This window comes from Paenibacillus glacialis, from assembly GCF_001637205.1.
GTDB lineage: Bacteria > Bacillota > Bacilli > Paenibacillales > Paenibacillaceae > Paenibacillus_AQ > Paenibacillus_AQ glacialis.
This window is the reverse complement of record NZ_LVJH01000063.1, coordinates 21,799-44,901: the sequence shown is the minus strand read 5'-3', so window position 1 is coordinate 44,901 and position 23,103 is coordinate 21,799. Positions and strand designations below refer to the sequence as shown.

The window sequence follows — 23,103 nt, the reverse complement described above, 5'->3', positions numbered from 1 at the left end:
TTTAACTCAACAGAAGGAGGAAGAACCATGGAAAATAATGATATGATCGCAGGTAAACATTCTGTAACCGAAGCTCTTCGTTCAGGAAGAAGCATTAATAAAATATGGATCTCTGAAAATGCTCAAAAGCATTTAACACTTCCTATTATGGCGGAAGCCAAAAAACGTGGCGTTGTTATTCAACAAGTAGACAAGCGTAAACTGGATCAACTCGTTCCAGATGTGCAACATCAAGGGGTGGTTGCTCAAGTTGCACCGTACGAGTACGCGGAAGTTGATGACATTATCGCGATTGCTGAACAAAAAGGCGAGAAACCCTTTTTAATTCTACTCGATGAAATTGAAGATCCTCATAATTTGGGCTCCATCTTGCGTACGGCTGATTGTACTGGTGCACATGGTGTGATTATTCCTAAACGTAGATCAGCACAAGTTACGGCGACGGTATCCAAGACTTCTGCTGGAGCGGTTGAATATGTCCCTGTCGCTCAAGTGACTAACTTAGGGCAAACCATTGATAAGTTGAAGGAAATGGGTGTCTGGGTTGTAGGTACAGATGTTGAAGCTGTACAGGAAATCTATGAGACAGATGTGTTCGAAGGACCTGTGGCTGTGGTTATAGGCAATGAAGGTCAGGGAATGGGCCGTTTAATTAAAGAGAAATGCGATGTATTAGTAAAACTGCCAATGGCAGGTAAAATTAATTCGCTCAATGCCTCCGTGGCGGCTGGAGTAGTTATGTATGAAGTGCTGCGCAGACGTCATAACCAAGGGTAATCTTGTATGGTAGATTTGCGAGATGTGCTTCTTGTTGATGCATACAACATGATCGGTGGATGGTCTGAGCTTTCACAAATAGCGACAATCAATCTGCAGGAAGCTAGGGACCGCCTTCTTGAACGAATGGCAGATTATCAGGCATTCTCGGGCAAACATGTTATTGTAGTCTTTGATGCTTATCGTGTTCCAGGATTGGGGAAGTCCTTCTCGCAAAGCAAAATAGAAGTGTATTTCACGAAAGAAAAAGAAACAGCAGATGAGACCATTGAACGCTTGGTAGGTGAAATGACTCGGAAGAGACGTCAGATTTATGTGGCAACAAGTGATCTAATTGAGCAACATGTTATATTCGCTAAGGGAGCACTTCGGCTTTCGGCTCGTGAATTACTTATTGAGGTAGAGAATAGTGAACACGAGATTAAGAAGCGAATTGAACAAGACAACAGTAGATCTAATCGAAATACATTAGATGGTAAATTGAGTCCAGATCAGCGTAAACTATTTGAACGTTGGCGTCGCGAGTAATGGAAAGAGTATATTTTCTAATTCCTAGCGCTGGACAATGTTGTATAAATGACATTAATATGGTTGACGTTCATAGGTTACATAATATATACTGATCCTATATTTCACAGAGTAACGGTGTACCTTGCGTTGCAGCCGGGGGGATTCTGGTGAGTGTCGACCTGAAGGATTCAATGTTGTCAGAATATATGTGCCTCAGTGATGAGGACATTGTCGAAGCTTTCCGCTTAGGCGAAAGTGAAGCTCTGGAGTTCTTGATCAACAAGTATAGGAATTTTGTGCGCGCTAAAGCCAGGTCTTATTTTTTGATCGGTGCTGATCGTGAGGATATCGTCCAAGAAGGAATGATTGGTTTATACAAGTCGATACGAGATTTCAAAGGGGATAAGCAGTCCTCGTTTAAAGCCTTCGCCGAACTATGCATTACAAGACAGATCATTACGGCGATTAAGACAGCAACGAGACAGAAGCACATTCCACTGAATTCATATATATCGTTGGACAAGCCCATTTATGATGAAGATTCCGACCGGACGTTGCTCGATGTCATTTGTGGATCGCAAATCTGTGATCCTGAACAACTAATTATTAACAAAGAAGAGTTTGTTGGTCTTGAAGACAAAATGTCGGAAATTCTAAGTGATTTGGAACGTAAAGTTCTTATGTTGTACTTGGACGGTCGATCGTATCAGGAAATTTCGGTTGATCTTAAGAGGCATGTGAAATCGATTGACAACGCTCTCCAGCGTGTGAAACGTAAGTTGGAGAGATACTTAGAAGTAAGAGATAACTGAACAGACGCTTTATATAAAGGGAAGGCTCGATCTTGAGTCTTTTTTTTTCTCACAAGAAATACAATGTTTAGTCCCTGTAAGAATGACCATACTAGTGAATGATTGCAGGCAGTTAGTCATAGAGAAAATAGGGTTGAGACGGCCTATAATAAGGAATTGTGTATACTTCTATTACCTTCATTCTTTCGTTGACATGGTATGACCCATGTGATAAAGTGTTTTAGGTAGGCCTAAATTCGCGTGGTTTTAATGAATGAGAAAGCAGAAGTCATCATGTATTCTTTCTTATTCATCTCGCAGAAACGGCTTTTTCCTTTCAGCAATGAAGGTTTGAGTGTTTCTAATTGGGATCAATATAGAGTCTTCTTTAAGAAGGCATCTACGGGAGGTGTACATCATGCGGGTAATTATTACTTTGGCTTGTACAAATTGCAAGCAAAGAAACTACGCTACCACGAAGAACAAGCGGAACAACCCCGACCGCATGGAGATGAAGAAATTTTGCAAGTATTGCAACGTGCAAACTCCTCATCGCGAAACCAGATAAGATAGTCTTATTGGAGGTGTAGTCGGTCGTGAAACGCAGCTTCAAGTCTCTTTTTTCCTTTTTCTCAGAAAGCTGGGCGGAACTTAAAAAGGTTCGCTGGCCCAATCGTAAAGAACTGACGAACTATACGCTTATTGTTGTTGGAACGGTTACGTTTGTCACAATTTATTTTTGGGTACTAGACATCGGTATTTCCGCTGTGATCGAAGCGATTATTTAAGAAGGGTCCCAGGTGGCTTGATATGGAGAAAAGATGGTATGTCGTTCATACCTATTCAGGGTATGAGAATAAGGTCAAGGCCAATTTGGAAAAACGCGTTGAGTCCATGGGTATGGAAGATAAGATATTCCGCGTTCTTGTTCCTATGGAAGAAGAAATTGTAAACAAAGACGGTAAGAAAAAAACCGTTATGCGTAAAGTTTACCCCGGATATGTCATTGTCGAAATGATCCAGACTGATGATTCTTGGTATGTTGTTCGCAATACACCAGGAGTTACAGGTTTTGTAGGTTCAACAGGGTCAGGTTCTAAACCTACAGCTCTGCTTCCAGAAGAAATGGAATCAATCCTTAAACACATGGGAATGACTGAACCGAAAGCCCTAGTCGAGTTCGAACTTAAGGAATCCGTTAAGATTAAAGTCGGTCCTTTTGCGAACTTCGTTGGCACCGTGGAAGAAATTTTGGTAGACAAGAGTAAAGTTAAGGTACACGTCAACATGTTTGGACGGGAAACCCCGGTTGAGTTGGATTTCACTCAAGTGGAGAAGATTGAATAATCTCAGGTTTCTTGTGGGAGGGCAGAGATGTCCGCTTAACCACTATTGATTCAAGGAGGTGTTTTACATGGCTAAAAAGGTAATCAAAATGGTGAAACTGCAGATTCCTGCAGGTAAAGCGAATCCGGCACCGCCGGTAGGTCCAGCATTGGGTCAAGCAGGTGTCAACATTATGGCATTCTGTAAAGAGTTCAATGCGCGCACAGCTGATCAAGCTGGATTGATTATTCCAGTTGAGATCTCGGTGTTCGAAGATCGTTCCTTTACATTTATCACCAAAACTCCACCTGCTGCAGTTCTACTTCGTGTAGCTGCTAAGATTGAGAAGGGTTCTGGCGAACCTAACAAGAAAAAAGTTGCAACGGTTAAACGTGCAGTAGTACGCGAAATCGCTGAAACAAAAATGCCTGACCTTAATGCTGCATCCGTAGAGGCTGCTATGCGTATGGTTGAAGGTACTGCCCGCAGTATGGGTATCACGATCGAAGATTAATTTTAGGTTTTTCTGCTTCACGCAGGTCTGAATAAGACCGGCATATGTGGGAGGAATTTCCGTTAAAACCACAAAGGAGGAACATTTCATGGCTAAACATGGTAAGAAGTACCAAGAAGCTGCAAAGCTTATTGATAACGAAACAGTATATGAGCCTGCTGAAGCCGTACAATTGGTGAAAAAGGCAGCGACTGCTAAATTTGACGAAACTGTCGAAGCGGCTGTTCGTTTGGGTGTAGACCCTCGTAAACAAGACCAAGCGGTTCGTGGTGTAGTTGTCTTGCCTCACGGTACAGGTAAAACACAACGCGTATTGGTTTTTGCAAAAGGTGATAAAGCGAAAGAAGCGGAAGCGGCTGGTGCAGATTTTGTTGGTGATTTAGATATGATCAACAAAATTCAACAAGGCTGGTTTGATTTCGATGTCTGCGTAGCAACACCTGATATGATGAGTGAGGTTGGTAAATTGGGTCGTTTGCTTGGTGGTAAAGGTCTAATGCCTAACCCTAAAGCTGGCACAGTTACTTTCGACGTTACTAAAGCTGTTCAAGAAATTAAAGCTGGTAAAATCGAATACCGTCTCGATAAAGCAGGTCAAATTCACGCGCCAATCGGCAAAGTTTCATTCAGTGAAGAACAATTGAATGAGAACCTTAAGTCTTTGCTTGATGCGTTAAACCGTGCAAAACCAGCATCTGCTAAAGGTGTGTATCTGAAGGGAATTGCTATTTCCTCAACGATGGGTCCAAGTGCACGTGTAAATACAGCTTCTTACAAATAATACATGTTGACGTGTTCAATGATGTTTGTTATTCTGTAATAGTTGTGTGAATGACTTGAGATTAATCTTAAAGTTGAATATGCTTACCGTAGACAGTAGGTGCCAATAGGCTTAATTTCCTACCGAGGTGTTGTGATAGAACGTCAGCAGTGATTGGATGAAAGTCCTTGCAAATGATGATTCATCAGGCCTTCGTAGATTCTACGGAGGCTTTTTACTTGCCTAAGTAGAATGTCAGAATCGCGAACTCGTGATTCTGTATAGTAAACTATCAGGAGGTGTACAAATTGGCAAATACAAAAGTAATTAAAGCTAAACAAGAAGCAGTAGACGCTGTAACAGCAAAACTACGCGGAAGCGTAACGACTGTTGTTGCTGACTATCGTGGATTGAATGTTGCTCAAATCACTGAATTGCGTAAGCAACTTCGTGAAGCAGGGATTGAATTTTCAGTATTGAAAAACTCCTTGTTACGTCGTGCGACTGCTGCTACAGATCTTACAGAATTGGATGCAATTCTTACGGGTCCGACAGTTGTAGCATTCGGTGGAGAAGATGTTGTAGCACCTGCTAAAATTCTTAACGATTTCGCTAAGAAGAATACAGCATTGCAATTGAAAGGTGCCGTAGTAGAAGGTAAAGTCATTAACGTTGATCAAATTAAAGCGTTGGCTGAACTTCCTTCTCGCGACGGACTTCTTTCTATGCTTCTCAGCGTGCTTCAAGCGCCTGTGCGTAACTTCGCACTTGCTGTTAAAGCTGTTGCTGAAAAAGAAGAACAAAGCGCGTAAGCACATTGTTCTTCGAAAGTTCCATCATAAAAAAATGATTTTAATATAAAATTGGAGGTTCACCCACATGAGTAATGAACAAATTTTGGAAGCCATTAAAGGTATGTCTGTATTGGAATTGAACGATCTTGTAAAAGCAATCGAAGAAGAATTCGGCGTAACTGCTGCTGCTCCAGTAGCTGCTGCAGGTGCTGCTGCTGTTGAAGCAGAAGAGCAATCCGAATTTGACGTAGTCTTGATGAGCGCTGGCGCTTCCAAGATCAACGTAATCAAAGCAGTTCGCGAAATCACTGGTCTTGGTTTGAAAGAAGCTAAAGACTTGGTAGACAACGCTCCAAAAGCTTTGAAAGAAAAAGTTTCTAAAGAAGAAGCAGAAACAATTAAAGCTAAATTGGAAGAAGCAGGCGCGAACGTAGAAGTTAAGTAATTTCTTTACTTCGCAAGCAGCTTAAACTTTCTTATAGTTTAAAAAAAACAAACCCCTTGAACTAAATTCAAGGGGTTTGTTTTAATTAATAGATTGATGTCTAAATTATAGACAATGGGAAAAAATAGAATGGAACGCCAGATTCGGAGGATTAGGATGCCGCAGCACTATTATTCGAACCAACCGGATGCACAGCACGACCGCAGAACAATTGAAGAACAATTAAAGGGATCGACGTATCGATTTATAAGTGATGCTGGAGTATTTTCGAAAAAAGGCGTGGATTTCGGAAGCAAAGTATTGATTGAAGCAATGGAATTTTCGTCTGGATCAGAGGTACTTGATGTTGGATGTGGCTATGGCCCAATGGGACTTGCTGCAGCGCGGATAGCTCATGATGGTCATGTGACGATGGTCGATGTCAATAGCCGAGCAGTCGAGTTAGCCAAAGAAAATGCTCTGTTAAACGGGATCACGAATGTTTCTATTATGGAGAGTGATTTATTCACGGCGGTCAAAGGTAAAAGCTTCGATGTTATTCTAACTAATCCTCCGATCCGTGCTGGAAAAGATACGGTGCATGCCATTTTTGAACAGGCTTTTGAACATTTGCGGGAAGGCGGAGCGCTGTGGGTAGTGATTCAGAAAAAGCAGGGTGCTCCATCGGCAAAAGAAAAGCTAACGAAATTGTTCGGAGAAGTGCAGGAAGTTACGAAGGATAAGGGTTATCGTATATTTAAGGCTTTGAAACCTTTGAAATAATCCGCAATAGGACTATTGACTTGATATTTCATATATGATACTATTATGGAATGTCAGTATTAGGATAGGCTTCTTGTCTTTAGTTTGCTCAAATGTCAAGTGCTTTGTTAGAGTTAAATAACATAGCCATGCATGTGTTGAAATGCAATGCAGATGTTAAGCAAGTCTGTTGAACGTGAAGTCCAAGTGATGTAAGAAACCACGGTAAGATGCTCTTTGTTCGAAAGAATTCGGGTAAGGGCTTTTCTTTATTTGTGGAAGAACGCTCTGTATGGTTCCATTATAATTGTCCAAACAGAGGTTCGCAATGTATTTTTAAAGTGAGTAGACATGAGGGGTGAGTTAAAGTTGGCAGGACATCTTGTTCAGTATGGTCGACGCACTCGGCGAAGTTATGCACGAATTAACGAAGTACTCGAAATTCCGAACCTGATTGAAATCCAACAAAAATCTTATGATTGGTTTTTGGAGGAAGGATTACGGGAGATGTTTCACGATATTTCGCCGATCCAAGATTTCACAGGTAATTTGGTGCTGGAGTTTATTGACTACAGCCTAGGTGAACCAAAATACAACATTGACGATGCAAAAGAGCGTGACGTCACGTATGCGGCACCACTACGGGTTAAAGTGAGACTCATTAACAGGGAAACGGGAGAAGTCAAAGAACAGGAAGTGTTCATGGGAGACTTCCCACTAATGACGGAGACCGGTACATTTATTATTAATGGTGCAGAACGGGTAATTGTCAGCCAGTTGGTTCGCTCTCCTAGCGTCTATTTCAGCACCAAAATTGACAAAAACGGTAAACGGAATTACACAGCTACCGTAATCCCAAACCGTGGAGCATGGCTGGAACTGGAAACGGATGCGAAGGACATCATGTATGTCCGTATTGATCGTACACGTAAAATACCAGTGACTGTATTACTTCGAGCGCTAGGTTTTGGTAGTGATGCTGAAATTCTTGATTTGCTTGGAAATGATGAATATATTCAGAACACATTAGACAAAGACAGCACGGATTCAACGGAAAAAGCGCTCATTGAAATTTATGAACGTCTTCGTCCGGGTGAGCCACCAACTTTGGATAATGCAAAGAGTCTGTTAGTAGCTCGATTCTTTGATCCTAAACGTTACGATCTTGCTAATGTAGGTCGTTACAAAATCAATAAAAAATTGCACATTAAGAATCGCTTGTTCAATCAAAAGTTGGCTCAGAATCTAGTTGATCCGGAAACGGGAGAAATTCTAGCTGAATCCGGTCAAATGGTAGACCGTCGTTTGTTGGATGAATTGCTTCCTCATTTAGAGAATGGTGTTGGTCTCAAAACGTACCATGTTGCTAATGGAGCGTTGGACGCAGGTGAAGTTCCACTGCAAAGCATCGATGTCTTCTCTCCTATTGAAGAGGGCAAAATTATCAAAGTGATTGCTAATGCTAATATCGATAAATCAGTTAAAAATATAACACCTGCTGACATTATCTCCTCCATCAGTTATTTCATTGATTTGCTGCATGGTGTAGGTAATACGGATGATATCGACCATTTAGGTAACCGTCGTCTGCGTTCTGTTGGTGAGTTGTTACAAAACCAATTCCGTATTGGTCTTTCTAGAATGGAACGTGTCGTTCGTGAAAGAATGTCCATTCAGGATGCGAATGTTATCACGCCACAAGCGTTGATTAATATTCGACCAGTGATTGCGTCAATTAAGGAGTTCTTCGGTAGTTCACAGTTGTCACAGTTTATGGATCAAACCAATCCGCTTGGTGAATTGACGCACAAACGTCGTCTATCTGCTTTGGGACCCGGGGGTCTGACTCGTGAACGTGCTGGATTTGAAGTGCGTGACGTCCATCCAAGTCATTATGGCCGGATGTGTCCGATCGAAACACCAGAAGGTCCGAACATCGGATTGATTAACTCGTTGTCAACATTTGCACGTGTTAATGAATACGGCTTTATTGAAGCTCCATATCGTTGGGTTGATCCGAAGACGGGTATCGTTACGGAGCAAATCGATTATCTAACTGCTGATGAAGAAGATAACTATATTGTCGCGCAAGCGAACGCTAAATTGACAGAAGAAAGCAAGTTTGAAGACGATATTGTTATCGTTCGTTATAACAAACAAGCGGATAACATTCTATCAATGCCAAGTGATCGCGTCGATTATATGGATGTATCTCCTAAACAAGTAGTGTCGGTCGCAACCGCGCTTATCCCGTTCCTTGAGAACGATGACTCCAACCGTGCCCTAATGGGATCAAACATGCAGCGTCAAGCGGTGCCATTGCTTATTCCTAAGGCTCCATTGGTTGGTACGGGAATGGAACATAAAGCAGCGAAAGACTCTGGTGTATGTATTGTGTCCAAACATGACGGTATTATCGAGAGATCAACAGCGAATGATATCTGGATTCGCCGCGTGGAACTTGTAGATGGTAAAGAAGTGAAGGGCGATCTCGTTAAACATAAATTGCATAAATTTATGCGCTCCAATCAGGGTACTTGTATTAACCAACGTCCAATCGTCAAAAGAGGCGACAGTGTAAAAGTAGGAGATATCCTAGCGGATGGTCCTTCTACTGAAATGGGCGAAATTGCTTTGGGTCGTAACGTAGTCGTGGCTTTCATGACTTGGGAAGGTTACAACTATGAGGATGCGATCCTTCTAAGTGAGAAAATGGTTAAGGAAGACGTATACACTTCGATCCATATTGAAGAATATGAATCAGAGGCTCGTGATACGAAACTTGGACCTGAAGAAATTACTCGTGATATTCCTAATGTTGGGGAAGATGCACTTCGCAATCTTGATGAACGAGGCATTATCCGCATTGGTGCGGAAATTAGTGCCGGAGACATCTTGGTAGGTAAAGTTACACCGAAGGGTGTGACGGAGCTGACTGCGGAAGAACGCCTACTCCATGCTATCTTTGGTGAGAAGGCTCGTGAGGTACGTGATACCTCTTTACGCGTTCCACATGGTAGTGATGGTATTATCGTCGATGTGAAAGTATTTACTCGTGAGAACGGTGATGAATTACCTCCAGGTGTTAACCAAATGGTTCGTGTATATATTGCACAGAAACGTAAAATCTCTGAAGGTGACAAAATGGCAGGGCGCCACGGTAATAAAGGTGTCGTTGCTCGTATTTTACCAGAAGAAGATATGCCGTTCCTTCCTGATGGAACTCCAGTACAGGTCGTTCTAAACCCTCTAGGGGTACCTTCACGTATGAACGTTGGACAATTGCTCGAAGTACACTTAGGTATGGCAGCAATGCGCCTTGGTATTCACGTAGCAACACCAGTATTTGATGGTGCTAACGAGAACGATGTATTTGATACGATGGAAGAGTCAGGCATGAATCGTAATGGTAAGACGAAATTGTATGATGGTCGTACAGGTGATATGTTCGAACGTGAAGTTACTGTCGGCGTCATGCATATGATCAAACTTGCGCACATGGTTGATGATAAAATCCATGCTCGTTCCACTGGTCCTTACTCACTTGTTACACAACAGCCGCTGGGTGGTAAAGCTCAGTTCGGTGGTCAACGTTTCGGTGAGATGGAAGTTTGGGCACTTGAAGCTTATGGTGCCGCTTATACGCTACAAGAAATCTTGACAGTTAAATCCGATGATGTTGTTGGTCGGGTGAAGACTTACGAATCCATTGTTAAGGGTGAGAATGTTCCGGAACCTGGTGTTCCTGAATCATTCAAGGTTCTAATTAAAGAGCTTCAATCACTAGGAATGGACGTTAAGATCCTTAGTGGTGACGAACAAGAAATCGAGATGAGAGAACTCGATGACGAAGATGAGGCGGCAGGAGATAAGCTGAGTCTCAACTTGGAAGGCGCGGAAGTCGGAGTGGAATAATGTATCGTGATCGGCAGTAAGGATTACCTTGCTGCCCGACTCACGTCATCAAATAATATAGTACTAGATTAAGGAGGGTTGCTCCTTGTTGGATGTTAACAATTTTGAATACATGAAAATCGGGCTCGCTTCTCCCGAAAAGATTCGGTCATGGTCCCGCGGAGAAGTTAAAAAGCCGGAAACGATTAACTATCGTACGTTAAAACCGGAAAAAGAAGGTCTGTTCTGTGAAAAGATCTTTGGACCAACGAAAGACTGGGAATGTCATTGTGGTAAGTACAAGCGTGTCCGTTATAAAGGCGTAGTATGCGATCGCTGTGGCGTTGAAGTCACTCGTGCGAAAGTACGTCGTGAACGTATGGGACACATTGAACTTGCTGCTCCTGTATCTCATATCTGGTATTTCAAAGGTATCCCTAGCCGTATGGGTCTGGCTCTGGATATGTCTCCAAGATCGCTTGAAGAGATCATTTACTTCGCATCTTATGTTGTAACGGATCCTGGTGAAACTCCACTAGAGAGAAAACAACTCTTGTCTGAAAAAGAATATCGTAGTTATCGTGAGAAATATGGCTACGGATTCCATGCTGGCATGGGTGCAGAAGCTGTAAAGAAACTTTTACAGGATATCGATGTTGATAAAGAACTCGTATTCTTAAAAGAAGAACTTCGCACTGCACAAGGTCAACGTCGTAATCGTGCGATTAAACGCCTTGAGGTCATTGAAGCATTCCGTAATTCGGGGAACAAGCCTGAATGGATGATCATGGATGTACTACCGGTTATTCCTCCAGAACTTCGTCCGATGGTACAGTTGGATGGTGGACGTTTCGCAACGTCTGACTTGAATGACTTGTATCGCCGTGTTATTAACCGTAACAATCGTTTGAAACGTCTATTGGATCTCGGAGCACCTGACATTATCGTTCAGAACGAGAAACGTATGCTTCAAGAAGCAGTAGATGCTCTTATTGATAATGGACGTCGTGGTCGTCCTGTTACGGGTCCAGGTAATCGTCCGTTGAAATCCCTCAGCCACATGCTGAAAGGTAAACAAGGGCGTTTCCGTCAGAATCTACTCGGTAAACGTGTCGACTATTCTGGTCGTTCTGTTATCGTTGTTGGACCATACCTTAAGATGTATCAATGTGGTCTGCCTAAGAAAATGGCACTGGAATTGTTTAAACCTTTCGTAATGAAAGAATTGGTTAACAAGGGTCTTGCTCATAACATTAAGAGTGCGAAACGCAAAGTTGAACGCGTAAGCCCTGAAGTATGGGATGTATTAGAAGAAGTCATTAAAGAGCATCCAGTTCTACTTAACCGCGCTCCTACGCTTCACCGTCTCGGTATCCAAGCGTTTGAACCGATCCTAGTAGAAGGTCATGCTATTCGACTTCATCCACTCGTATGTACGGCTTACAATGCCGACTTTGATGGTGACCAAATGGCTGTTCACGTTCCGTTGTCTGCGGAAGCTCAGGCTGAAGCACGTATTCTTATGTTGGCATCAGGTAACATACTGAATCCGAAAGACGGTAAACCAGTCGTAACACCATCTCAAGATATGGTTCTTGGTACATTCTACCTCACGATGGATAATAAAGAAGAAAAAGGATCAGGAATGATTCTTCGTACAGTGAATGATGCTGTATCTGCTTATCAACGTGGAACAGCGGGTCTACATGCGCGTGTGGCTATTCCTGTTAAAGCATTGGGTAAAACCAACTTTACAGAGAAGCAACAAAATGCGATGTTAATTACGACTATAGGTAAAATTATCTTCAACGAAATCTATCCAAGCAGCTTCCCATATATTAACGAAGCAACTCGTGATAACTTGTTCAACGGTACACCTGAACGTTACTTCGTGTATGAGAAAGGTGCAGATATTCGTGCACTGATTGATAGTCTTCCAATTGCTGGAGCAGTCGGTAAGGAATACCTCGGACAGATTATTGCTCGTTGTTTCGAGACATACCACACGACTAAAACATCAGTTATTTTGGATCAAATTAAACAACTCGGATTTACGTATTCTACACGTTCGGGGATTACAGTAGCTGTATCAGACGTTATCGTACCTAAAGAGAAGGATGAGATTCTTCTTGCATCTGATGCTAAGGTTAGTGTTGTTACGAATCAGTATCGCCGTGGTTTGATTACGAATGAAGAGCGTTACGACCGAGTTATCGGTATTTGGTCTAAGACAAAAGATGAGATTACAGAAGTGCTTATGAAATCCATGGATCGATATAACAATATTATGCTCATGGTTGATTCTAAAGCACGTGGTAATAAATCGCAGATCACACAGTTGGGCGGAATGCGCGGACTGATGGCCAATCCATCGGGACGTATCATCGAGTTACCAATCAAATCGAACTTCCGTGAAGGTCTGACGGTACTTGAATACTTCCTATCTACTCACGGAGCGCGTAAAGGTCTTGCCGATACTGCACTGCGTACAGCCGATTCAGGTTATCTAACACGTCGTCTCGTTGATGTGGCACAAGATGTTATTGTGCGCGAAGAGGATTGTGGTACAGATAAAGGCTTTAGCGTAGCGAAGATTCAAGACGGTAAAGAAGTCATCGAAGATCTGTATGACCGTATTGAAGGTCGTTATTGCTTCGAGACGGTTCGTCATCCACAGACCGGAGAGGTTATTGTTAACCGCAATGATCTAATCGACTCTGACAAAGCAACTGCTATTGTAGAAGCAGGAGTTGAAAAACTTCAAATTCGTTCTGTTCTAAGTTGTCGTGCTCGTCATGGTGTATGTAAAACTTGTTACGGTCGGAACTTGGCAACTGGGAAGCATGTTGAGATTGGTGAAGCGGTTGGTATTATCGCAGCACAATCCATCGGTGAACCAGGAACCCAGCTTACAATGCGTACCTTCCATACCGGGGGTGTTGCGGGAGACGATATCACACAAGGTTTGCCGCGTATTCAAGAGCTATTTGAGGCTCGTATACCAAAAGGGCAAGCAACAATCAGTGAAATCGATGGTGTCGTTAAAGAAATTCGTGAAACGAAAGATCGTCGTGAGATCGAAGTTCAGGGTGAAGCAGAAACCAAAACTTATTTGGTTACTTATGGATCTCGTCTTCGTGTTAGTGAAGGCCAAGAAATTGAGGCTGGTGACGAACTCACTGACGGTTCGATCGATCCGAAAGAAATTCTACGTATTAAGGGTATTCGTGGTGTACAGAACTACATCTTGCAGGAAGTACAACGTGTATACCGTAACCAAGGCGTAGAAATCAACGATAAGCATATTGAAGTCATGATTAAACAAATGCTTCGTAAGATTCGAATTGTCGATGCAGGAGAGACTACGCTTCTTCCTGGGGCATTCTCGGATATTCATGAATATGAAGCAGCTAACAAAGTGGCTATCATTTCTGGTAAAGAACCTGCAGTTGCCAAACCAGTTCTTCTAGGTATTACGAAAGCTTCTCTAGAGACGGATTCATTCTTGTCGGCGGCTTCTTTCCAAGAAACGACTCGTGTATTGACAGACGCTGCGATTAAGGGCAAAGTTGATAAACTTCTCGGCCTGAAAGAAAATGTTATCATCGGTAAGTTAATACCGGCGGGAACAGGCTTGAATCGTTACCGGAGCGTGACTTACGCTGATCCAGAATTGCTGAATAAGGCTCCTAATGCATTGGAACCAGTTACTGTTGAATAATTGAGGTGGTTCCTGTGAAGTCTTACTTGAAGTAGGGTTTGACTTCACAGCGCCAACTTCATTTATCTAGATAATATAACAAATGCCTTGACATCAATGATATGAGATGCTAATATATCATAGGTGCGTGAGTAACTGCATTATTCCTGTTCTTTTGGAGGATTCGTAAAGATGTCTAATGATAAAGGATTACAGGATGCTCATGTTAGAATCGGCACCAAACAAACCATGCGTACCGTTGAGTGTGGTCAAGCTACTGAAGTATATGTAGCGTTAGATGCGGATAACCGGCTTATTTCAAAGATTGTAGCACTGTGTGAAAAGCATAGCGTCAACATAACGTATGTGGATACCATGATTGAATTGGGCGAAGCATGCAGTATTGAAGTGGGTGCAGCTATGGCTGCCGTCATTAAACAATAGTTGTAAGAAGTTTTTGTGAGAAAGATACAAATTCTTATCGCAAAGACTTTTCATTTGTCCTTTTATGAACCACCTGGGTCTGTGGGCTTGGGATGCGGTTATAAATGGACAGTAATATAGGAAGGGGGTGGCAACAACATGCCAACAATTAATCAGCTAGTTCGTAAAGGACGCCAATCTAAGATTTACAAGTCTAAATCCCCTGCTTTACAAAAAGGGTATAACGCTTTGAAGCGTGAAGAGACTGGATTAAGCGCTCCACAAAAACGTGGTGTATGTACTCGTGTAGGTACTATGACTCCACGTAAACCAAACTCCGCACTTCGTAAATATGCCCGTGTTCGTTTGACGAACCGCATAGAGGTGACTGCTTATATCCCAGGAATCGGACACAACTTGCAAGAGCACAGTGTCGTATTGGTTCGTGGAGGAAAAGTAAAAGACCTTGCAGGAGTACGTTATCACATCGTTCGCGGTGCTCTTGATACTGCAGGTGTTAACAACCGGATGCAAGCTCGTTCCAAATACGGTACGAAACGTCCGAAAGTCAAAAAATAATAGTGAATTCAATAGAATTCGATGATTTGAGAAAGGGGGATATCCATGCCACGCAAGGGTCCAGTTACTAAAAGAGACGTTTTACCAGATCCGTTGTACAATAGCAAGCTAGTTACTCGTCTAATCAACCGCATTATGTTGGATGGTAAGAGAGGTACTGCTGCAACAATTCTATATAACGCGTTCAAGCTTATTCAAGAACGTACGGAGAAAGATCCGATGGAAGTGTTTGAAACAGCTATTAAGAACATCATGCCAGTTCTAGAAGTTAAAGCTCGTCGTGTAGGGGGTTCTACCTACCAGGTACCACTAGAAGTGAAACCTGAAAGACGTACTGCTCTAGGTTTACGTTGGCTCGTGAACTACTCCCGCAACCGCGGAGAGAAGACTATGGAAGAACGTTTGGCTGCAGAAATTATTGATGCTTCTAACAACACAGGCGCTTCTGTTAAGAAACGCGAAGATACACACAAAATGGCTGAAGCGAACAAAGCGTTTGCTCACTATCGTTGGTAGAATTGTTTTAAAAATAACTTTGTTATTGAAGGGAGACTGTTTTTATGGCAAGAGAGTTCTCCTTGAGTAATACACGTAATATTGGGATCATGGCTCATATTGACGCTGGTAAGACTACTACCACTGAACGGATATTGTTCTACACAGGTATAACGCACAAAATTGGTGAGGTTCACCAAGGGGCTGCGACTATGGACTGGATGGAGCAAGAACAGGAGCGCGGAATTACAATTACTTCCGCTGCTACTACCGCTTCTTGGAAGGGTCACCGCGTTAATATCATTGATACCCCGGGACACGTTGACTTCACTGTTGAAGTTGAACGGTCCCTTCGTGTATTGGATGGGGCAGTAGGTGTGTTCAGTGCAAAAGAGGGCGTAGAACCTCAGTCCGAAACCGTATGGAGACAGGCTGACCGTTATGGCGTACCACGTATTGCATATGTGAACAAGATGGATATTATCGGTGCTGATTATCTAAATGTTATCGAATCTATGCGGGATCGTCTTAATGCGAATGCAGTAGCGATTCAACTTCCGATCGGTGCAGAAAGTGAATTCATCGGGATAATTGACCTTATTGAGCAAAAAGCTCATATGTATAAGGATGACCTAGGTCAGAATATTGAAGTAATTGAAGTTCCAGAAGAATTCAAAGCGAAAGTTGAAGAACTTCGTGCAACCTTGATAGAAAAGGTTGCTGAATTGGACGAAGAACTTACAATGAAGTACCTTGAAGGCGAAGAAATTTCAATTCCAGAATTGAAAAAAGCTCTTCGTAAAGGTGTTGTTGAAACGAAGATTTTCCCAGTTATCTGTGGATCTTCTTATCGCAACAAGGGTGTTCAATTAATGATGGATGCTGTAGTTGATTATCTTCCAGCTCCAACTGACGTTCCGGCTATTGTTGGTCACCTTGATGATGGTACTGAAACACTTCGTAAGTCTGATGATAAAGAGCCGTTCTCGGCGCTTGCATTTAAAATCATGACTGACCCTTACGTTGGTAAACTTACGTTCTTCCGTGTATATTCCGGTGTTCTTCAATCCGGTTCATATGTACTGAATGCAACGAAAGGTAAACGCGAACGTATCGGACGTATCCTTCAAATGCATGCTAACAGCCGTCAAGAAATTTCCGAAGTTTACTGCGGAGATATCGCTTCAGCTGTTGGATTGAAAGATACAAGTACAGGTGATACACTTTGTGATGAGAAACATCCAGTAATTCTAGAGTCAATGAACTTCCCTGAACCAGTTATTTCGATCGCAGTTGAACCTAAAACGAAGGCTGACCAAGATAAGATGGGTGTAGCACTCGGTAAGTTGACTGAAGAAGATCCTACACTTCGTGCTCATACAGATGAAGAAACTGGCCAGACGATTCTAGCGGGTATGGGTGAACTTCACCTTGATATCATCATCGATCGTATGCGTCGTGAGTTTAACGTAGAAACCAATGTGGGTAAACCACAGGTTGCTTATCGTGAAACATTCCGTGCAGCAGCACGTGTTGAAGGTAAGTTCGTACGTCAATCTGGAGGTCGTGGACAATACGGTCACGTATGGGTTGAATTCGAACCACTTGAAGCAGGTACTGGTAATACTTTCGAGAGCAAGGTTGTCGGTGGATCTGTTCCTAGAGAATATATCGCTCCAGCTCTTGCAGGGATTGAAGAAGGAATGAAGAGCGGTGTCATCGCAGGCTTCCCGCTTGTTGATGTTAAAGCTACCGTTGTTGATGGTTCATACCATGATGTCGATTCCAATGAAATGGCATTTAAAGTTGCAGGTTCTCTAGCGCTTAAAGCTGCTAAAGACAAGTGTAAGCCTGTCCTTCTTGAGCCTATCATGAAAGTTGAAGTTGTTGTACCAGAAGAGTATATGGGTGATGTTATGGGCATGCTGAACTCCCGTCGCGGACGGATTGAAGGTATGGATTCCCGTGCAGGCGGCCAAATCATTCGTGCTAAGGTGCCATTGTCCGAAATGTTTGGATATTCTACAACTCTTCGCTCAGGTACTCAAGGTCGCGGTGTGTTCTCAATGGAGCTTTCTCATTATGAAGAAGTTCCGAAGAGTATCTCTGAAGAAATTATCTCCAAGACTAAGGGTGGAGAATAATCACCACTTTTTTTCACAGAACGAAGTGAGAGAAGTGATTCTTTTACTTCGGACTGTATAAACATAAACAATTTATTTATTGAAGGAGGAAGTGTTTAAAATGGCAAAGGCTAAATTTGAACGCAATAAAACACACGTAAATATCGGTACTATTGGTCACGTCGATCATGGTAAAACGACTCTTACTGCAGCAATTACAACTGTATTGTCCAAAACTTACGGGGGTGCTGCTGTAGCATTCGATCAAATCGATAAAGCTCCAGAAGAGCGCGAACGTGGTATTACAATCTCTACAGCTCACGTTGAATATGAAACTCCTACGCGTCACTATGCACACGTAGACTGCCCAGGTCACGCCGATTATGTTAAAAACATGATCACTGGTGCTGCTCAAATGGACGGAGCTATCCTAGTTGTTTCTGCAGCTGATGGTCCTATGCCACAGACTCGCGAGCATATCCTATTGTCTCGTCAAGTTGGTGTTCCATACATCGTTGTATTCTTGAACAAATGTGACGTTGTAGAAGACGCTGAGCTTCTTGAACTAGTTGAAATGGAAGTTCGTGACTTGTTGAACGAATATGATTTCCCAGGCGATGACACTCCAATTTTCCAAGGTTCAGCTCGTGAAGCTTTGGCTAATCCAGACGGAGAATGGGCTAAGAAAATCGTTGAAATGTTCGAAGTAATCGATACTTATGTGCCAGATCCAGTACGTGATACTGACAAACCTTTCTTGATGCCTATCGAAGATGTATTCTCCATCACTGGTCGCGGTACCGTTGCTACAGGTCGTGTAGAACGCGGAACTGTAAAAGTTGGAGAAGAAATCGAAATTATTGGTATTCATGAAGAATCCAAGAAATCAGTAGTAACTGGTGTAGAAATGTTCCGCAAATTGCTTGATTCCGCTCAAGCTGGTGACAACATTGGAGCATTGCTTCGTGGTGTTGACCGTACAATGATCGAGCGTGGTCAAGTACTTGCTAAACCAGGTACAGTTAAACCACACACAGAATTTTCTGCACAAATCTACGTGTTGACTAAAGAAGAAGGCGGACGTCATAAACCATTCTTCACTGGTTACCGTCCACAGTTCTACTTCCGTACAACTGACGTAACTGGCGTTATCACTTTGCCAGAAGGTTCTGAAATGGTTATGCCTGGGGATAACATCACTGTAACTGTTACATTGATCAACCCAATCGCGATTGAAGAAGGTACTAAATTCTCAATTCGTGAAGGCGGACGTACTGTTGGTGCAGGCGCTGTAGCAACAATCACTAAATAATAAAGACTTAGGTCTTGAATCATAAGCAACAGTGTACTGTAACGAGCAACATTGTGATGTGAACGCAAGTCAACAGAGGATTCTATCCTTTAAACGATAGAATCCTCTGTTTTTAATTTTAAAGCAGATATGGGTAAAATTACTGGCGAACTGATTCATAAAATGAATAGTTTAAGGTTGCCTAGTTAGTGAATAAAGTGTATTATATAAACTTAGCCACGAGGTAATAACTAAAGTTTCTATTTAATACTTGCTTTATACCCAAGTATTCTATATAATAATGAATGTTGTTCTGAGACGTTGCGATGAAGCGAGAGGTTACTGACACACCTGGCCCCTTTGCCATGGAGCGGTTGTCTAGAAAATTTTCGTGGAGTATGTCCGATACCAAATTGGGCGATAGAAGGAGGGACTAAAATGGCAAAGCAAAAAATTCGTATTCGTTTGAAGGCTTACGATCACAGAATTCTTGATCAATCCGCTGAGAAAATTGTTGAAACTGCAAAACGTTCGGGTGCTAGTGTTTCTGGACCGATTCCACTTCCAACTGAAAAACAAATCATTACCATTCTCCGTGCGGTACACAAGTATAAGGATTCTCGGGAACAGTTTGAACAACGCACTCATAAGCGTTTGATCGACATCGTTAACCCGACTCCACAAACTGTGGATGCCTTAATGCGCTTGGACCTGCCGTCCGGTGTAGATATTGAAATTAAATTGTAATATTGAATTAACTAGTATGAATTTATAAAGGAAACGAGGTGTCAACATGAAAGGTATCTTAGGAAAAAAACTCGGGATGACTCAAGTATTTACCGCTGAAGGTAATGTAATTCCTGTAACAGTAATTGAAGCAGGACCTTGTGTTGTTTTGCAAAAGAAAGACCTAGAGAATGATGGTTATGAAGCAGTTCAACTAGGCTTTTCCGATAAAAAGGAAAGAAACGCGATCAAGCCAGAAATAGGCCATGCGAAAAAGGCAAATACTGCGCCTAAGCGCTACGTTCGCGAAATTCGCGGGATTGACTCCACGAGTGTTGAAGTGGGTCATGAGTTGAAGGCTGATGTCTTCACAGAAGGTGAATTTGTTGACGTAACAGGTACTTCTAAAGGTAAAGGATTTCAAGGTGTAATCAAGCGTTGGAATCAAAGCCGCGGACCAATGGCTCACGGATCGCGTTATCACCGTAGACCAGGTTCCATGGGTTCCATTCAAGCGAACCGTGTACCGAAGGGCAAACGCCTACCGGGTCATATGGGACATACGACAATTACAGTTCAAGGCCTTGAAGTGATCAAAGTAGACGTAGAACGTAATGTTTTACTTGTAAAAGGTGCTGTACCAGGGCCTAAGAACAGCTTTGTGAAAATTAAAGAAACGGTGAAGAAATAATCACCATAGAAAGGAGGAACAGCAATGCCTAAAGTAGTGCTTTTTAATGTAGGTGGAAGTGAAGTAGGAGAAGTGGAATTGAGTGACACTGTATTCGGTATTGAACCGCATGTACATGTTATGAATCAAGCTGTCTTGTTACAAAGAGCTTCTCTACGTCGTGGTACTCATAAAGTTAAAGGACGTTCTGAAGTACGCGGCGGCGGACGTAAGCCTTGGAAACAAAAAGGTACAGGTCGCGCTCGTCAAGGATCTATTCGTTCGCCACAATGGAAAGGCGGCGGCGTAGTATTCGGACCAACACCACGCAGTTATACTTTCAAACTGCCTAAGAAGGTTCGTCGTTTGGCAATTAAATCCGCATTGTCTTCCAAAGTATTGGATAATAACATTATCGTTCTGGATGCATTGACGTTGAATTCGCCAAAAACGAAAGAATTTGCAGCGATTTTAAGCAACTTGAAAGTCGATCGTAAAGCTCTAATTGTTACACCGAGTTATGATGATGCAGTATCTATGTCTGCTCGTAACATTCCTGGTGTGAAAATTGTAGCAGCGGACGGCATTAATGTCCTTGACGTACTATTGTACGACAAGTTGATCATTACGAAGGAAGCAGTTCATAAGGTAGAGGAGGTGTTCGCGTAATGAAGGATCCTCGCGATGTGATCAAACGTCCGGTTATTACGGAACGTACGTCCGAATTTATGAGCGATATGAAATATGCTTTTGAAGTGGACATCCGTGCCAATAAAACCGAAATTAAACAAGCTATTGAAGCTATTTTTAAAGTAAAAGTTACAAATGTTAATACAATGCGTGTACCACAAAAGCCTAAACGTTACGGTAAATATTCTGGTTACACTTCAGAGTGGAAGAAAGCAATCGTATCGCTTAGCAAAGATAGCAAGCCGTTAGAATTTTTTGAAGCAGTAGAGTAGTGAAATCGCTAAAGTAAGGAGGGAAATTCAGTGCCAATTAAAAAGTATAAACCTACTTCCCCGGCTAGAAGACACATGTCCGTGTCGACGTTTGAAGAAATCACAACAAACGAACCGGAAAAATCCTTGTTGTCTCCCCTTTTCAAACATGCGGGACGTAATAACCAAGGTAAAATTACAGTTCGTCACCATGGCGGCGGACACAAACGTAAATACCGTATTATTGATTTCAAACGGACTAAAGACGGCATACCAGGTCGCGTTGCTACGATTGAATACGATCCGAACCGTACTTCCAATATTGCTTTGATCCACTATGCAGACGGAGAGAAACGTTATATTATCGCTCCTCAAGGTCTAAAAGTTGGAGATCAAATCGAATCAGGACCAGCATCCGATATCAAAATTGGTAACACACTTCCTATGGAGAACATTCCAGTAGGTACAGTTATCCACAATATCGAATTGCAACCAGGTAAAGGTGGACAATTAGTACGTGCAGCAGGTACTGAAGCTCAACTTCTTGGTAAAGAAGAAAAATACGTATCCGTACGTTTGTCTTCTGGTGAAGTTCGTAAATTGTTGAAAGTTTGTCGCGCTACAATTGGTTCTGTAGGTAATGCGGATCACGAACTAATTAAAATCGGTAAAGCAGGACGTAGCCGTTGGATGGGACGTCGCCCTGAAGTACGCGGAGTAGTAATGAACCCGAACGATCACCCACACGGTGGTGGTGAAGGACGCGCTCCAATCGGACGTAAATCTCCATTGTCTCCATGGGGTAAACCAACCCTTGGTTACAAAACGCGTAAAAAAGGTAAAGCTTCTGACAAATATATCGTTCGCCGCCGCACAAAATAATGCACGCTGTGCATAACTTTGTGAAGTGCCGAAAGTAACGAGAAGATTTGATGAAGGGAGGATGCACATATGAGTCGCAGTTTAAAAAAGGGACCTTTCATTGATGGTTACCTGTTGAAAAAAGTTGATGTTATGAACGCATCAGAGAAAAAGGCTGTTATTAAGACTTGGTCTCGTCGTTCCACTATTTTTCCACAGTTCATCGGACTTACATTTGGCGTATATGATGGACGTAAGCACGTTCCAGTATACGTAACGGAAGATATGGTAGGACACAAATTGGGCGAGTTCGCTCCAACACGTACTTACAGAAGTCATTCGGATGATGATAAGAAAACAAGAAGATAATATTTCAAGCTCTTTGTCTGAGAGGAGGTAATACAATGGAAGCAAAAGCACATGCTAAATCTATTCGGATTTCTTCCCGTAAAGTTCAATTAGTAATTGACTTGATTCGTGGTAAAGAAGTTGGCGCTGCAATCGCAATTCTTCGTCATACTCCGAAAGCCGCTTCCCCGGTTGTGGAAAAGTTGTTGAACTCAGCTATCGCAAATGCTGAACACAACTATTCACTAGATGTTAACAAATTGTTTGTTAGTGAAGTTTATGTCAACCAAGGACCGACGATGAAACGTTTCCGTCCTCGTGCGATGGGACGCGCTAGCAAGATCAATAAGCGTACTAGCCACATTTCTTTGGTGGTATCTGAGAAATAAGGAGG

General features: G+C 42.4%; 25 protein-coding genes and 1 other annotated feature. All 25 genes read left to right on the top strand.

Annotation, left to right across the window (positions count from 1 at the left end; translation table 11 throughout):
* The first annotated feature begins 27 nt into the window (after positions 1-27).
* Positions 28-777 carry a 23S rRNA (guanosine(2251)-2'-O)-methyltransferase RlmB gene (rlmB, locus tag PGLA_RS22495; RefSeq protein WP_068537364.1) on the top strand — a complete coding sequence of 250 codons (750 nt, stop codon included), beginning with the start codon at positions 28-30 and terminating at the stop codon, positions 775-777.
* A gap of 6 nt (positions 778-783) precedes the next feature.
* The gene (locus PGLA_RS22490; protein ID WP_068537362.1) at positions 784-1,305 is read left to right on the top strand and encodes an NYN domain-containing protein; all 522 of its coding nucleotides are present in this window, start codon (positions 784-786) and stop codon (positions 1,303-1,305) included.
* Positions 1,306-1,454: 149 nt separating this feature from the next.
* Positions 1,455-2,099: an RNA polymerase sporulation sigma factor SigH gene (gene sigH / locus PGLA_RS22485; protein WP_068537361.1), complete on the top strand. Its 645-nt coding sequence runs from the start codon at positions 1,455-1,457 to the stop codon at positions 2,097-2,099.
* A 397-nt stretch (positions 2,100-2,496) separates the two neighbouring features.
* Entirely contained in the window at positions 2,497-2,646 is a 150-nt protein-coding gene (rpmG, locus tag PGLA_RS27170; protein ID WP_076577037.1) for a 50S ribosomal protein L33, read from the top strand.
* A gap of 28 nt (positions 2,647-2,674) precedes the next feature.
* Complete coding sequence (secE, locus tag PGLA_RS22475; RefSeq protein ID WP_068537358.1) at positions 2,675-2,866, top strand: preprotein translocase subunit SecE; 192 nt, start codon at positions 2,675-2,677, stop codon at positions 2,864-2,866.
* A 22-nt stretch (positions 2,867-2,888) separates the two neighbouring features.
* The gene (gene nusG / locus PGLA_RS22470) at positions 2,889-3,425 is read left to right on the top strand and encodes a transcription termination/antitermination protein NusG (RefSeq protein ID WP_068537356.1); all 537 of its coding nucleotides are present in this window, start codon (positions 2,889-2,891) and stop codon (positions 3,423-3,425) included.
* Positions 3,426-3,492: 67 nt separating this feature from the next.
* A complete protein-coding gene (rplK, locus tag PGLA_RS22465) occupies positions 3,493-3,918 on the top strand; it encodes a 50S ribosomal protein L11 (RefSeq protein ID WP_068537355.1) in 426 nt (141 codons plus the stop codon).
* An 88-nt stretch (positions 3,919-4,006) separates the two neighbouring features.
* Positions 4,007-4,699: a 50S ribosomal protein L1 gene (gene rplA, locus PGLA_RS22460; RefSeq protein ID WP_068537353.1), complete on the top strand. Its 693-nt coding sequence runs from the start codon at positions 4,007-4,009 to the stop codon at positions 4,697-4,699.
* 68 nt (positions 4,700-4,767) lie between these two features.
* Positions 4,768-4,925, top strand: a sequence feature (ribosomal protein L10 leader region).
* Between the two features lie 61 nt (positions 4,926-4,986).
* Positions 4,987-5,490: a 50S ribosomal protein L10 gene (gene rplJ / locus PGLA_RS22455; RefSeq protein ID WP_068537352.1), complete on the top strand. Its 504-nt coding sequence runs from the start codon at positions 4,987-4,989 to the stop codon at positions 5,488-5,490.
* A 67-nt stretch (positions 5,491-5,557) separates the two neighbouring features.
* Positions 5,558-5,917, top strand: a complete 360-nt coding sequence (gene rplL / locus PGLA_RS22450) for a 50S ribosomal protein L7/L12 (protein ID WP_068537350.1) — start codon at positions 5,558-5,560, stop codon at positions 5,915-5,917.
* A gap of 156 nt (positions 5,918-6,073) precedes the next feature.
* Positions 6,074-6,679, top strand: a complete 606-nt coding sequence (locus tag PGLA_RS22445) for a class I SAM-dependent methyltransferase (RefSeq protein ID WP_068537348.1) — start codon at positions 6,074-6,076, stop codon at positions 6,677-6,679.
* 348 nt (positions 6,680-7,027) lie between these two features.
* Positions 7,028-10,573, top strand: a complete 3,546-nt coding sequence (gene rpoB / locus PGLA_RS22440; protein ID WP_068537346.1) for a DNA-directed RNA polymerase subunit beta — start codon at positions 7,028-7,030, stop codon at positions 10,571-10,573.
* 85 nt (positions 10,574-10,658) lie between these two features.
* Positions 10,659-14,273, top strand: coding sequence for a DNA-directed RNA polymerase subunit beta' (gene rpoC / locus PGLA_RS22435; RefSeq protein WP_068537343.1), 3,615 nt, complete (start codon positions 10,659-10,661; stop codon positions 14,271-14,273).
* Positions 14,274-14,444: 171 nt separating this feature from the next.
* Positions 14,445-14,696 carry a ribosomal L7Ae/L30e/S12e/Gadd45 family protein gene (locus tag PGLA_RS22430; protein WP_068537341.1) on the top strand — a complete coding sequence of 84 codons (252 nt, stop codon included), beginning with the start codon at positions 14,445-14,447 and terminating at the stop codon, positions 14,694-14,696.
* Positions 14,697-14,834: 138 nt separating this feature from the next.
* A complete protein-coding gene (gene rpsL, locus PGLA_RS22425; RefSeq protein WP_068537339.1) occupies positions 14,835-15,254 on the top strand; it encodes a 30S ribosomal protein S12 in 420 nt (139 codons plus the stop codon).
* Positions 15,255-15,299: 45 nt separating this feature from the next.
* Positions 15,300-15,770 carry a 30S ribosomal protein S7 gene (gene rpsG, locus PGLA_RS22420; protein WP_068537335.1) on the top strand — a complete coding sequence of 157 codons (471 nt, stop codon included), beginning with the start codon at positions 15,300-15,302 and terminating at the stop codon, positions 15,768-15,770.
* A gap of 44 nt (positions 15,771-15,814) precedes the next feature.
* Positions 15,815-17,893 (top strand): elongation factor G, encoded by a 2,079-nt coding sequence (gene fusA, locus PGLA_RS22415; RefSeq protein WP_068537333.1) that lies wholly within the window; start codon positions 15,815-15,817, stop codon positions 17,891-17,893.
* Between the two features lie 100 nt (positions 17,894-17,993).
* Entirely contained in the window at positions 17,994-19,184 is a 1,191-nt protein-coding gene (gene tuf / locus PGLA_RS22410) for an elongation factor Tu (protein WP_068537331.1), read from the top strand.
* Positions 19,185-19,601: 417 nt separating this feature from the next.
* Positions 19,602-19,910 carry a 30S ribosomal protein S10 gene (gene rpsJ / locus PGLA_RS22405; protein ID WP_036652923.1) on the top strand — a complete coding sequence of 103 codons (309 nt, stop codon included), beginning with the start codon at positions 19,602-19,604 and terminating at the stop codon, positions 19,908-19,910.
* Positions 19,911-19,956: 46 nt separating this feature from the next.
* Positions 19,957-20,580 carry a 50S ribosomal protein L3 gene (gene rplC / locus PGLA_RS22400; RefSeq protein WP_068537329.1) on the top strand — a complete coding sequence of 208 codons (624 nt, stop codon included), beginning with the start codon at positions 19,957-19,959 and terminating at the stop codon, positions 20,578-20,580.
* A 24-nt stretch (positions 20,581-20,604) separates the two neighbouring features.
* Positions 20,605-21,228 (top strand): 50S ribosomal protein L4, encoded by a 624-nt coding sequence (gene rplD, locus PGLA_RS22395; RefSeq protein ID WP_068537327.1) that lies wholly within the window; start codon positions 20,605-20,607, stop codon positions 21,226-21,228.
* Complete coding sequence (rplW, locus tag PGLA_RS22390) at positions 21,228-21,521, top strand: 50S ribosomal protein L23 (RefSeq protein ID WP_068537324.1); 294 nt, start codon at positions 21,228-21,230, stop codon at positions 21,519-21,521. Before rplD ends, rplW begins: the two co-directional genes overlap by 1 nt.
* A gap of 30 nt (positions 21,522-21,551) precedes the next feature.
* Entirely contained in the window at positions 21,552-22,382 is an 831-nt protein-coding gene (gene rplB, locus PGLA_RS22385; RefSeq protein WP_068537322.1) for a 50S ribosomal protein L2, read from the top strand.
* Between the two features lie 69 nt (positions 22,383-22,451).
* Positions 22,452-22,730: a 30S ribosomal protein S19 gene (rpsS, locus tag PGLA_RS22380; protein WP_068537320.1), complete on the top strand. Its 279-nt coding sequence runs from the start codon at positions 22,452-22,454 to the stop codon at positions 22,728-22,730.
* 35 nt (positions 22,731-22,765) lie between these two features.
* Positions 22,766-23,098 carry a 50S ribosomal protein L22 gene (gene rplV / locus PGLA_RS22375; protein ID WP_068537318.1) on the top strand — a complete coding sequence of 111 codons (333 nt, stop codon included), beginning with the start codon at positions 22,766-22,768 and terminating at the stop codon, positions 23,096-23,098.
* Positions 23,099-23,103: the final 5 nt, after the last annotated feature.

Bases quoted from the DNA above. Each gene is read 5' to 3' on its own strand.
- rplW (WP_068537324.1), top strand. From the start codon at position 21,228: ATGAAGGATCCTCGCGATGTGATCAAACGTCCGGTTATTACGGAACGT.
- PGLA_RS22430 (WP_068537341.1), top strand. From the start codon at position 14,445: ATGTCTAATGATAAAGGATTACAGGATGCTCATGTTAGAATCGGCACC.
- rpsG (WP_068537335.1), top strand. From the start codon at position 15,300: ATGCCACGCAAGGGTCCAGTTACTAAAAGAGACGTTTTACCAGATCCG.
- rplA (WP_068537353.1), top strand. From the start codon at position 4,007: ATGGCTAAACATGGTAAGAAGTACCAAGAAGCTGCAAAGCTTATTGAT.
- PGLA_RS22490 (WP_068537362.1), top strand. From the start codon at position 784: ATGGTAGATTTGCGAGATGTGCTTCTTGTTGATGCATACAACATGATC.
- rplK (WP_068537355.1), top strand. From the start codon at position 3,493: ATGGCTAAAAAGGTAATCAAAATGGTGAAACTGCAGATTCCTGCAGGT.
- rplD (WP_068537327.1), top strand. From the start codon at position 20,605: ATGCCTAAAGTAGTGCTTTTTAATGTAGGTGGAAGTGAAGTAGGAGAA.
- rplL (WP_068537350.1), top strand. From the start codon at position 5,558: ATGAGTAATGAACAAATTTTGGAAGCCATTAAAGGTATGTCTGTATTG.
- tuf (WP_068537331.1), top strand. From the start codon at position 17,994: ATGGCAAAGGCTAAATTTGAACGCAATAAAACACACGTAAATATCGGT.
- rpsS (WP_068537320.1), top strand. From the start codon at position 22,452: ATGAGTCGCAGTTTAAAAAAGGGACCTTTCATTGATGGTTACCTGTTG.
- rpsJ (WP_036652923.1), top strand. From the start codon at position 19,602: ATGGCAAAGCAAAAAATTCGTATTCGTTTGAAGGCTTACGATCACAGA.
- fusA (WP_068537333.1), top strand. From the start codon at position 15,815: ATGGCAAGAGAGTTCTCCTTGAGTAATACACGTAATATTGGGATCATG.
- rpsL (WP_068537339.1), top strand. From the start codon at position 14,835: ATGCCAACAATTAATCAGCTAGTTCGTAAAGGACGCCAATCTAAGATT.
- rlmB (WP_068537364.1), top strand. From the start codon at position 28: ATGGAAAATAATGATATGATCGCAGGTAAACATTCTGTAACCGAAGCT.
- nusG (WP_068537356.1), top strand. From the start codon at position 2,889: ATGGAGAAAAGATGGTATGTCGTTCATACCTATTCAGGGTATGAGAAT.
- PGLA_RS22445 (WP_068537348.1), top strand. From the start codon at position 6,074: ATGCCGCAGCACTATTATTCGAACCAACCGGATGCACAGCACGACCGC.
- rpmG (WP_076577037.1), top strand. From the start codon at position 2,497: ATGCGGGTAATTATTACTTTGGCTTGTACAAATTGCAAGCAAAGAAAC.
- rplV (WP_068537318.1), top strand. From the start codon at position 22,766: ATGGAAGCAAAAGCACATGCTAAATCTATTCGGATTTCTTCCCGTAAA.
- rplC (WP_068537329.1), top strand. From the start codon at position 19,957: ATGAAAGGTATCTTAGGAAAAAAACTCGGGATGACTCAAGTATTTACC.